We start from the raw sequence: 10,484 nt of genomic DNA, 5'->3' as shown, positions 1-10,484 counted from the left end.
TCAAGACACAAGCGGCCTCGCGCCGCGATGGGCTGCACAGCAGCCCCAACAAGGCGTTTCAGAAGTTCGATGAATACCCTGTGAGCTCTCAAGTTTCGCAAAGTTGGTTCAGTGCTTCAGTTGCGTTTCTTGCCCGTATACCTGGTCATTATTAGGGCGCCCAAGGGCGCCCTTAATATTTTCAAGTCATACTGTCTTTCTGGTTTTTAAAGCGTCTATGCCTTCGTTTAAGTTTTTCGCCAGCTCATGCAGCGCCGCCGCGGCTAAAAATCCTGATCTGGACGCATAAGCGCTGTCTTCTTTCACGCGATCATCTATGCGTTTGAGGAGACCTTCTGGTAAAGACGCGTTAAAGCGAACCGACTTCCCATAGTAGGGGGTGACGTCGAATTCTACGAAAGCCCAGATGCCATCGGCATAAGCCGGGTCCTTCCTATGGATTTCGATATTTTGAGGTTGCGGCAGAGGCTCTCCATCTTCTACCAAACCTTCAAAGTGCATCTCTAACGCGAGTTGGACTTCGCTCAATGCTTCATCGATCGTTTCGCCAGCAGAGAAGCAGCCCGGTACGTCTGGAACTGTCACTCCGTAGTCGGAGTCTTCATCTTTGTGCAAAACAACTGGGTATTTCATTTTAAATATCCCTCCGAAAAATTTCGGCGATTCGATTTCACTATTGCTAACAGCAAGCTTACGATCTACCCGCAAGGGTAAAACCGGTCAGAGACCGGCTTGCTTCCAAATGTTTCGAAGCGTCCCGATTGCCACATCCTTATTTGGATGAGGAACCGTAACCCGCCCCTTCTTGGTTGGATGCTTGAACTGCTGGTGGCTCCCATCAGTCCCTTTGACTCTGACCCAACCGTCATCCTTCAGCCGCTTGATGATGTCTCGGCTGTGCACGGGTATCTCCTCAAAGCTTGCCGCAGTTGTGTGTATACTACACAACGATTCAGAGGATTGTACACACTAGTACACAATGTCTAAGATCCGACAACCCAACGCTTGTTCCCCAGAGCAGGGGGATGAGCTCACATCGACCGTATTTGCATGCGCTTCACCTCCATTTGCTAATCCTCGCCCCACCGTATCCTGCCCAGAATGCTGAGCGTCATCAGGGATGGCCCCTGCGACCTGTGGGGGATGTCCTCTAGCCTGTGGCTGGCGGCTCCTGACGTCCTGGAGCGAGGGCATCTCATGATCTGGCCTCTTGAAGCCGTTAAAGGTGGGCGGGTAGAGGCTGCAGTGGCTGACGAGACCAGTGCTGCGAGATCCTGAGTCGGTGAAATGCAGCAATGCGATGACCAGGGCATGCCCGACTGTTAGTCGGGTGCACTCCATTCCTTGGTCTGCGGCACCATCCCCTCCATCGCTGCTGCTGGAGCCATTGGCGTCTGTCACGCCTATGTCAGGAGGGAAGTTGTCGCAAAACCAAATGCGATAAGGGTTGCAGCACTGTCAAGAGCGCCCGTCTCTTCCCAGTGAAAGAGACGGATCACTGGATAACTGCTTAGGGCAGTCAGGCCTTCTCGGCCATCGGGTTTCACGTACCTGAGCCGCCCGCCGTTGCGGCCGTTGGCTTGCACAAGCAGGTCGAGACCGTCCCCATCGAAGAGCTTGTACTCGCGCTTTCTGGCTTGGCCGTGCGACAGGAGGTATCGGTAGGCGGGGCAGTTGGGCGGGCCACAAGGGTAGTCTCCGATATCGAACGAACCTCTATCTTTAAAACTCCCTTGTTAGCGCTTGCGACCCTGGGCATCCCCGGAAAAACTCGCGCCAAAAGGCGGGTTTTTCGGGGATGCCAGAGATTTTGAAAGTCTTCTCTGGAACCTTATATGGTGCGGCACCAGGAGTCGAATTGTGACCTAACCGATTGTTTTTTAATGAATTAATACTGATTGTTCGTGATGGTACCTCATAAAATACCCGCAGCCTTTATTCCATCTTGGCGCAGTCGTTTGTAGCGCAGTCCTCGTAATATCCAACGCCATACCTATACACAGTCAGAAGAGCTCTAATTGGCGCGCCGAGCGGTGGTGGCCGTGATTCCTTGGAGCTTTAAGATTTTCGTAAGGGAGTAATTAGCCTCTACACAGCCCTTTTTCACGTCTGCATATAAAGGAATAGACACGATGATGGCCATTCAGTAGCATTCGGCCAAGGCCTAAATTCAGGGACGAAAAATGAGCATTGCAGATAAATTTAAGAACTTTTTGGATAATATAAAAGTACCCAACGATGAACAGATCAGTATTCGATATGGCGAAATAACTCTAGCGTTAAATAAGGAGTTTAGGGATTCTGAATCTAGTACAGCTAATAATCTTCGGGTCGGGTCCTACGGTAGATGGACAGCGATTAAGGGGATTTCTGATTTAGATATGCTCTATATTATGCCCGCTGGAAAATGGCAGGATTATAAAGATGGTGGGCAGTCTAAACTTTTGCAGGATACAAAGAATGCTATAAAAGCCCGATATCCAAGGACTGATATTTTCGTAGATAGCCCTGTGGTGAGGGTGCTATATACAAACTTCCATGTGGAGGTGCAGCCCGTATTTAAACAAGACGATGGAAGTTATCTATATCCAGATACAAGAAATGGAGGAAGCTGGAAAACCACAAAGCCCCGTGAAGAAATGGATGCCATGAAAGCGGTTAATGAGGATTATAACCATAACCTCCGCCGACTTTGCAAAATGGCTAGAGCTTGGAAAAATAAACACGGTGTAGGTATGGGCGGTTTACTAATCGACACACTTGCTCATAATTTTATCAAGTCGAATGATGACTACAAAGAAAAAAGCTATCTTTACTATGATTGGATGAGTAGGGACTTTTTTAAGTTTTTGGCAGATCAGCCAGATAAAGAGTACTATGCCGCTCTTGGAAGTGGGCAGCGTGTTAAGGTTAAAGAAAAGTTTCAAAAGGCTGCAAGTAAAACATATGATTTATGCTTGAAGGCTATTGAAGATAATGGTAAAGATACTGAAAATGCAAAGTGGCAAAAAATCTATGGGCGCCAATTTCCTGCAGCTGTTGCCGTGGAGAAGGCGGAGGCTAGCACTTATGAACAGGATTATAGACGTACAGAAGAGTTCGTAGAGGATAGTTATTCTACTGATATTCGAGCTAAGCTTAGAATCGACTGCGAGGTAACGCAGAACGGGTATCGCCCGGACTCACTTCGCAACATGCTGCTGAGCAGATTCAAGCTCAGCCCCAAAAAGTCTTTGAAGTTCTACATCGTGGAAAATGACACGGCGGGTGACTACGATGTGTATTGGAAGGTCTTGAATCGAGGTGATGAAGCGAAACGTAGAGATTGTGTTCGTGGGCAGATTGTCAAAGATTCTGGTTTGAGAAGGATAGAAGAACATACTAGTTTTTCTGGCGACCACATTGTGGAGTGCTACGTAGTAAAAAACAATGTAGTCGTTGCAAAAGATAGAATTCATGTCCCTATTGAGTAAACAAATATGAATAAGGACGCTCTATTAAAAATTATCGCCGATACCGGGTATAATGTTGGTTTCGGCGGTAGAAAACATTGGGCAACATTCGACATAGTAGACAAGGTTCCAGGTCTTATCAGTTTTTTCTCGATGGCTATTGGTATATTTGCACTGATTTGGGATGAGTTAGGAACAAAAATCCCGTCAGCGTCACTGCTAGTGTTAGGTGTGATTGGCTTATATATTTCATTTTATGACCATAAGAAAAAAGAATATGAAATAACGGCGATAAAGCTAACGCGTATATACGAGTCCCTAAGAGATTTGTATAGAGAAGTTGAAGCGCTAGACGGCGAACCTCTCATGTCTTACCGTGAAAGGCTTTCAGTGTTGAAAGATGAATATTATAATGCTGCCATTAGTAAACAGATTTTGTTTAGCGACTGGTATGCCCATTACAAGTTCTTCTGGCAGTATCAGATAGATTGGGTTGATGAGAAAAAGCATTTTCGGTTGTTGAGAGATAAGATACCACTGTCATTTATGTTCTGGTGTGTTGTGGTAGTGCTGGCTCTATTGGTTGTGGTATTTAGATCGAATCTGCTTTTGATTTGTATGAGTTTTGGTTCGTAGGGAATTTAGACATCAGTCGTGGCTTCTGCTGGTTGTGCGAGGGTATACGTTAATTTTAGTGATAAAAACTGGCTTAGGTCTCGAAAGAGTATGGACGAATTTACCTTTATATCAGAGATAATTAAAGCTTTAGCTTGGCCTGGGGCAATAATCATTTTGGCTTGTCTATTGCGAAAACCACTAGTGGGGCTTGTTCCGCTAATGAGAAAGCTTAAATATAAAGAGCTCGAACTTGAGTTTTCGCAAGAGGTACTTGCCCTAAAGACTGAATCACCTGTTCTGTATTCACCACAAAAAGAGGATCTATCCGCTACTACCTCCAAAGCATTGGAATTGGTGTCCCTGTCTACGCGTGCGGCAATTATGGAAGCTTGGATTGATGTTGAAACAGCGGCAGCAGAGGTTGCTAGTTCATTTTGGAGTCAGTCGTCTAGCGAAGCAATGCGTAATTTCCCGAATCTGGGTGAGTACCTACATCAGTGCAAAGTCATCGATGATAAGCAGCTGGAGATATACAGGAAACTTCGAAGGCTTCGCAACAAGGCAGCTCATGCGGAAGAGATGAATTTAAGTGAGGAAGATGCAACGTCCTATGTCATCATGGCCTTCAATCTAGCTCGGCATATAAAGGGCAATTAGTTGGGGTGTATAAGTTTTGGCTTATTTGCGGGTGATCCAGAAAAGGTTTTTTTAAGTATTGAGTAGGGGGTTCTTATGGCACTGGCAGAGTGGTTTAGCACCTTCTGTTACAATATTAGAGTTCAAGATTCAGGTACTATCCCTAGCCGTTATAAGGCCATTACTCGTCGTCTAAATACAGAGTTTTGGAATACTACGTCCGATGTTGCTCACGGACTCTATCTGGGGTCGTACGGGCGAAACACTGCGATCCAGGGTATCAGTGATCTGGATGTGCTTTTTCAACTTCCATATTCAGTTTATCAGCAGTACAACAACTATGCTGGAAACGGTCAGTCCTCTCTGCTTCAAGCGGTAAAGAGGTCCATCGAGAAAACATATTCTACTACAAATATCAGGGGCGATGGTCAGGTAATACTTGTCCCATTTACTGATGGGATAACATTCGAGGTATTGCCTGCGTTTATAAATAAAGATGACAGCTTTACCTACCCCGATGCGAACGGTGGGGGATGTTGGCGGGTTACTAATCCAAAGCCAGAAATTTCTGCGATAAGGACGAGAAATGGAGTTTGCAACGGAAATCTGATCCTACTTTGTCGAATGATGCGGGCATGGAAAAGAAATTGGCAAGTACCAATTAGTGGTATGCTAATTGACACGCTTGCTTATCAATTTATTGATAATTGGCAGTATAAGGATAAGTCGTATTTTTATTACGATTATATGTGTCGAGACTTTTTTTATTTCATGTCAAATCAAGATAGCAACAAAGAGTATTGGAAGGCGCCCGGAAGCGGGCAGCACGTTTACGGCAAAGGATTGTTTCAATGGAAAGCCACTAGGTGCTACAATCTTGCACACGAGGCAATAGAACATGAAATTGCTACTCCCAAGCGTGAGTGGTCAGCGAAGCAAAAATGGAGAGAAATATTTGGAACTTCATTCCCAGACTAATGACTCTCTAGACTCAAGAGCGATCCTGGAGGGGCAATTACGCGAATGCTATGGACGTGTTGTGTACTCTCATAAAACACATGAGAAGTGTGCAGACATCCTGTTGAGCCGGCTTTCCAACATCAAGTTTTGGCAGATTGTCCTATCCGCTATAACAACCGGCGGCTTTGTCGCAGCAGCGTTGGGTGGCGGTAAAACTTCAGCGATCGCCGGAATCGTTGTCTCTACAATACTGCTAATATTGAACGCTTACACAAAAAATTACGACCTCGGAGAGCTCGCTCAAAAGCATCGGCAGGCAGGCGCTGATCTCTGGATTATCCGAGAAAGATATCTTTCTCTCATCACGGATCTACGACTGGGCGAGAAGCCCATTGAGATTCTACAAAAGGTGAGAGATAACCTGTTGGAGCAATTGCATGCAGTTTACTCAGGTGCTCCCAGTACAACATATCAAGCTTATAAAAAGGCGCAGGAAGCGTTGAAGGCACTCGAAGATATGACATTCTCCGACGCGGAGATTGATGCGTTTCTTCCGAAAGAACTTAAGAAAGGATAACAGTATATTGGCAGCATATTTTTCTTCCGGTACGGTTCAGCCAGCATAGGCCAATCGGTATTAATTGTGATGCACAAGGTTTTGCTAACTCTTCGAAGGGTGGTTGAACTGCCACCGTTTTCCTAAGCGAAGGGTAATCAGATTTACTGTGAGGCGGTAGTAATATTTCGTCGACTCGGCGCGCCGGCCCACTTGGCAGCTTAGAAACCACGCAAGGTGTTTTCGCTGCCAGGTCCAAGGATTATCCAGATACCATCGATCAGAAATCGCTTTTTGTATAGCGTTAGCTTGTTTGAGGTGGCGCCGACGCGTGGTATGAGAGCCAGTCAGAATACCCGCTAGGAATGATTCCATATCGAAATTCTTACTCATCTGCGGCCTCCTATATAAGCCGACACCACGTTTATACGACAGTGTCCCAGTTCGTGGCTGATTTGCCTCCGGGCCTCACGATCAAGGTTCTTATCTACCTGGTAACACTGGCCACCGTTGATAGGCGCGCGGTGTTGGGTTATTTGCTCATAACGCTCACATGCGAACGCCGCCCGTAACTCATGAAATCCTTTGAGGTTGGGTGCATGCAGGATGTCCCGCGCAGGGCGAATACTTTCTCGCAGAAGATTCAGGTAGCTTTCGTGTGGCGCAATCAGGTTGCGGCTACCTGCAGGCGACACTTGCCGTGCAAACTCAATAGCACCTCGAACATGGTTGTCCACTGATATCCAACGGGGAGCCGTTGCCCCGGCACGGCCACCTTTGGTGCCATCCTGAATGTTAATCCTGCCTAGCTCTGTAGCCTCACGGCTCAGCCGTGGCAGGTCAGCTAGGATGGCCTCACGCAAACGCATGCCGGCGGCTCGCGCTAGTAGAACGATCGCGACGGCGCGTTGCTGATGTTGGCGGCAAAGTGCATCGACGATCTGTGTAACCTGTTTGCGGTCCTGGCCTTGTGGCACAGACTGTCGCACTCCGGTGCGCTGCATACCCAGCGCCTTGCTCGGACTGGGCAATTTCACGCACTGATCACCGCGAAGCGCCGCCATGGTCCTGTTAACGCTGGATAGCCGGTTTTGTGCGGTACTGACGGCGAGGTCACCGCGCCCAACCATGTTGCGCAGATACGCCGCGTAGTTAGCCAACACCTCACGATCAATCTGTCGCGCATCATTGATGCCGGGCCCCTGTTCGGAGCGACACCATTTGACGAATGCTTGCCACAGATCACCGTGCGCTTTGACCGTGCCGTAATGGCCACCGCCAAACACGTCTTTCAGCGCCTGCGGCCCTGCGTAGCTCAACTGTCTGCCGTAGCCGAAATTGCGGCCATCGCGTCTACCCACCAATGCCATATTGGTCACCTCTTCTTATGCTCTACCGTCCTTCCCACGTCATCCCGCCAAGAATGCTGAGTGTTATCAGGGATCAAGGCCCCTGCGACCTGTGGGGAGTGTCCTCTACGCGGGACTGGCGGCTCCTTACGACCGGGAGTAAGGGCATCTCATGATCTGGCCTCCTGAACACCGTTACCGGTGGGCGGGTGGAGGCTGCATTGGCTGACGAGACCAGTGCCGCGAGATCCTGAGTCGGGTGAACGCAGCAATGCGATGACCGGGGCATGCCTGACTGTCAGTCAGGTGCAGTCCATTCCCTGGTCTGCGGCACCATCATCTACATGGCTGTTGCTGGTGACATCGGCGTTTGTCACGCCGATTGTCACGAGGGGAATTGCCGCTGAGCCATGTGCGATCAGGGCTGCAGCAGTGTCAGGAGCGCCCGTCTCTTTCCAGTGAAAGAGACGGGCGCAGGTTGGCGCACGCGAAATGGCCAAGCGGATAGGTTGCTGCTGAGCAGATGGGTAGAGTGGTTGCCGCAGGGGCAACGATATTGAGTTGGCATCCATCACATGGGTAGTGACCGTACGAGCTGCCGGACGCGAATCGTACTTGCGGGTGAACCACCGCGGGAGCGGCGTGACCTTAAAGGTTCGGGTCACCTGGGGTGCTGTCATCGACAGCTCTTGCGACTCCCGGTCTACGCTTGTGGACAATATTCGTCAAGCAGCGCGATATCACGGATTTAGCGCCTGTGGATAAAACTATCCTCCGGTGGACATCAGTGGTTTTCCACAGACGTAAGCTGTGCCAGCAGTTTTTTTCTTAGGTATGGTCCTTTCAAACGGGGCGGCTTTGCAGCCCCGTTTGAAAGGACCCGCGCGGAGGAGCTTCATGCGGTGCTGTGGGTAACTTCACAGCGAGTTGAGGTGGTGGTGCGGCGGGTTACTCGGTCCTCTTGGCACTGCGAAGCCGCGTGACGTTCTCGCCCGTCTGCTTGGCAAACTCATGCGGGGTCACATGGTCCTCGCGGTTCGCTTCCAGAAACCGGCTCCACCAGGTCATGATCATCCGGCGCTCTTCGAGGAACTCGGCCTTGTGGGTATAGGCGGCCCGCACGTTGTTGCGTTCCTTGTGGCTCATCTGCCGTTCGATGGCCGTCTCTGACCACAGCCCGGACTCGACCAGCGCACTGCACGCCATGGCTCGGAACCCGTGACCGCAAATATCCACCTTGGTGTCGTAGCCCATCGTCCTGAGCGCCGCGTTCACCGTGTTCTCGGACATCGGTTTCCACGGTTTGGCATCCCCCGCGAAAACCAGGTCGAACTTGCCGGTGATCGCGTGGATCTGCTCAAGCAAGGCCACTGCCTGCGGTGATAAGGGTACAACGTGAATGTCCCCGGCCATCTTCGTACCCCTTGTGGAAAACGGTACGCCGTCGAGCGCCGGGCGAGTGTCGGGGATCTCCCAGATGCCGCGATTGAGGTCGAACTCGTTCCAGCGGGCGAAGCGCAGCTCACTGGAGCGTACGAATACATGCAACGACAGCATCACCGTGAGGCGCGTGAGCGGGCGACCTCTGTAGTCCTCAATGCACGCCAGTAGCTCTGGAAGCCGCGATAAGGGTAGGGCGGGTCGATGTGTAACCCGTGGTGCTCTGATTGAGCCATCGAGGTCGTGGGCTGGGTTCGACGTGATCAGTCGCAGCCGTTTGGCTTCGCGCATGATGCTTTGCAGGTAATTCTTGATCCTGAGCGCCACGTCGATGGTGCCGCGCTTCGTCACGGCTTCCAGTGGCTGCATGAGGTCGTGGGTGTCCAACTCAACGATTGCCCTGGCACCGAGCAAAGGGAATACATGAGTCTTCAACCGGCTGAATACAGTCTTGGCGTGGCCCGGCGCCCACTTGGGCACCATCCCGGCATACCAATCGAGCGCGACGCTTTCGAAGGTACGGCCATTGATTACGGCTTGCACCTTGGCCTGCTGCTTGGATTGGATGGGGTCAATGCCGTTGGCGAGCTGCTGTTTGAGCTCGAAGCGCTTGTGGCGAGCGTCAGCCAGCCCGACCACCGGGTAATTGCCGAGTGAGGTCAGGCCCTCGCGACCATCGGGCTTCACGTACCTGAGCCGCCAGCCTTTACGACCGTTGGGCTTCACGAGCAGGTAAAGGCCATCGCCGTCAAAAAGCTTGTACTCACGTTCGCGAGCCTTTGCAGTGCGGCAGGCGTTGTCGGTAAGGGGAGCCGTTGTGCGAGCCATAAGGGTACTTTCCAATGTCGAATTGGTAGGTATCCTTAAAAGTACCCTTATTAGCGCTGGCTACCCTCGGAATCCGACGGAACGCCAAAACGAAAAAACCCGCCAGAAGGCGGGTTTTTCGGGGGTTCCAGAGATTTTGAAAGCTTTCTATGGAACCTTGAATGGTGCCGGCACCAGGAATCGAACCCGGGACCTACTGATTACAAGTCAGTTGCTCTACCAGCTGAGCTATACCGGCAATGGGGCGTCATTATAACGATCGTTTGGCGTGTGTAAACCACTTCCTTGCGATTGTTTGAAAATGACCTAACTCACCGACCCAAAAGGGAAATTTTCTTACCAGCCGCGGTGGAGGGTGGTGACGTTTGGTTCGGTCTTGCCGGGGTTGAAGAACAGCTTGTCGTTGTCGCAACCGCGCTTGCGGCAGGTGTTGTCGGCGCGCAGGGGGAGGCCTCGGTCGCCGCCCAGTTGCATGCCGGGGTGGTTCCAGCCGAGGTTGCCGGGGGCGGGGTGCGAGGGGCCGCTGGCGCAGGCGGTAAGAGCCAGGGCGAAGGCGAGCAGGGCGAGGGGCTTGGCTTGGGTCACGAGAGTCAGGTCCGTTGTCGAATCTGGCGCAACGCCAGATGGCCGCAGGGCTGGCAGGCA

The 10,484-nt window shown here is 50.8% G+C and carries 10 protein-coding genes, 1 tRNA gene and 1 pseudogene; 5 read left to right on the top strand and 7 right to left on the bottom strand.

Going from position 1 to position 10,484, the window contains the following annotated elements; all coding sequences use genetic code 11:
• Positions 1 to 186 precede the first annotated feature (186 nt).
• From B2S33_RS13790 to B2S33_RS13780, 3 genes and pseudogenes are all read right to left on the bottom strand, one after another.
• A complete protein-coding gene (locus tag B2S33_RS13790) occupies positions 187 to 633 on the bottom strand; it encodes a type II toxin-antitoxin system HicB family antitoxin (protein WP_049696767.1) in 447 nt (148 codons plus the stop codon).
• A gap of 87 nt (positions 634 to 720) precedes the next feature.
• Positions 721 to 903, bottom strand: a complete 183-nt coding sequence (locus tag B2S33_RS13785) for a type II toxin-antitoxin system HicA family toxin (RefSeq protein ID WP_027914095.1) — start codon at positions 901 to 903, stop codon at positions 721 to 723.
• Positions 904 to 1,487: 584 nt separating this feature from the next.
• A pseudogene (locus tag B2S33_RS13780) lies at positions 1,488 to 1,687 on the bottom strand (integrase); the annotation flags it as partial.
• Positions 1,688 to 2,183: 496 nt separating this feature from the next.
• Here B2S33_RS13780 and B2S33_RS13775 point away from each other — a divergent pair.
• From B2S33_RS13775 to B2S33_RS13755, 5 genes are all read left to right on the top strand, one after another.
• Entirely contained in the window at positions 2,184 to 3,473 is a 1,290-nt protein-coding gene (locus B2S33_RS13775; protein ID WP_288650501.1) for a nucleotide-binding domain-containing protein, read from the top strand.
• A 6-nt stretch (positions 3,474 to 3,479) separates the two neighbouring features.
• Positions 3,480 to 4,088 (top strand): SLATT domain-containing protein, encoded by a 609-nt coding sequence (locus B2S33_RS13770; RefSeq protein WP_288650500.1) that lies wholly within the window; start codon positions 3,480 to 3,482, stop codon positions 4,086 to 4,088.
• A gap of 90 nt (positions 4,089 to 4,178) precedes the next feature.
• Complete coding sequence (locus B2S33_RS13765) at positions 4,179 to 4,727, top strand: hypothetical protein (protein WP_288650499.1); 549 nt, start codon at positions 4,179 to 4,181, stop codon at positions 4,725 to 4,727.
• A 75-nt stretch (positions 4,728 to 4,802) separates the two neighbouring features.
• Entirely contained in the window at positions 4,803 to 5,684 is an 882-nt protein-coding gene (locus B2S33_RS13760) for an SMODS domain-containing nucleotidyltransferase (protein ID WP_288650497.1), read from the top strand.
• Positions 5,605 to 6,243, top strand: coding sequence for an SLATT domain-containing protein (locus tag B2S33_RS13755; protein ID WP_288650495.1), 639 nt, complete (start codon positions 5,605 to 5,607; stop codon positions 6,241 to 6,243). The genes B2S33_RS13760 and B2S33_RS13755 overlap by 80 nt, the downstream gene beginning before the upstream one ends.
• A gap of 368 nt (positions 6,244 to 6,611) precedes the next feature.
• Here the strand turns inward: B2S33_RS13755 and B2S33_RS13745 are convergent, their stop codons facing one another.
• From B2S33_RS13745 to B2S33_RS13730, 4 genes are all read right to left on the bottom strand, one after another.
• Entirely contained in the window at positions 6,612 to 7,592 is a 981-nt protein-coding gene (locus tag B2S33_RS13745) for an integrase domain-containing protein (protein ID WP_288650492.1), read from the bottom strand.
• A 927-nt stretch (positions 7,593 to 8,519) separates the two neighbouring features.
• The gene (locus B2S33_RS13740) at positions 8,520 to 9,839 is read right to left on the bottom strand and encodes a tyrosine-type recombinase/integrase (protein ID WP_288650491.1); all 1,320 of its coding nucleotides are present in this window, start codon (positions 9,837 to 9,839) and stop codon (positions 8,520 to 8,522) included.
• Between the two features lie 162 nt (positions 9,840 to 10,001).
• Positions 10,002 to 10,077, bottom strand: a tRNA-Thr gene (locus B2S33_RS13735).
• Between the two features lie 98 nt (positions 10,078 to 10,175).
• A complete protein-coding gene (locus tag B2S33_RS13730) occupies positions 10,176 to 10,424 on the bottom strand; it encodes a hypothetical protein (RefSeq protein ID WP_023535804.1) in 249 nt (82 codons plus the stop codon).
• Positions 10,425 to 10,484 lie beyond the last annotated feature (60 nt).

Source organism: Pseudomonas sp. UBA5568, from assembly GCF_002425525.1.
In the GTDB taxonomy this organism is placed as follows: domain Bacteria; phylum Pseudomonadota; class Gammaproteobacteria; order Pseudomonadales; family Pseudomonadaceae; genus Aquipseudomonas; species Aquipseudomonas fulva.
This window is presented reverse-complemented; position numbering and strand designations above follow the sequence as displayed.

Coding starts and splice junctions, on each gene's coding strand:
- B2S33_RS13790 (WP_049696767.1), bottom strand. CDS start 633: ATGAAATACCCAGTTGTTTTGCACAAAGATGAAGACTCCGACTACGGA.
- B2S33_RS13775 (WP_288650501.1), top strand. CDS start 2,184: ATGAGCATTGCAGATAAATTTAAGAACTTTTTGGATAATATAAAAGTA.
- B2S33_RS13770 (WP_288650500.1), top strand. CDS start 3,480: ATGAATAAGGACGCTCTATTAAAAATTATCGCCGATACCGGGTATAAT.
- B2S33_RS13765 (WP_288650499.1), top strand. CDS start 4,179: ATGGACGAATTTACCTTTATATCAGAGATAATTAAAGCTTTAGCTTGG.
- B2S33_RS13760 (WP_288650497.1), top strand. CDS start 4,803: ATGGCACTGGCAGAGTGGTTTAGCACCTTCTGTTACAATATTAGAGTT.
- B2S33_RS13755 (WP_288650495.1), top strand. CDS start 5,605: ATGAAATTGCTACTCCCAAGCGTGAGTGGTCAGCGAAGCAAAAATGGA.
- B2S33_RS13745 (WP_288650492.1), bottom strand. CDS start 7,592: ATGGCATTGGTGGGTAGACGCGATGGCCGCAATTTCGGCTACGGCAGA.
- B2S33_RS13740 (WP_288650491.1), bottom strand. CDS start 9,839: ATGGCTCGCACAACGGCTCCCCTTACCGACAACGCCTGCCGCACTGCA.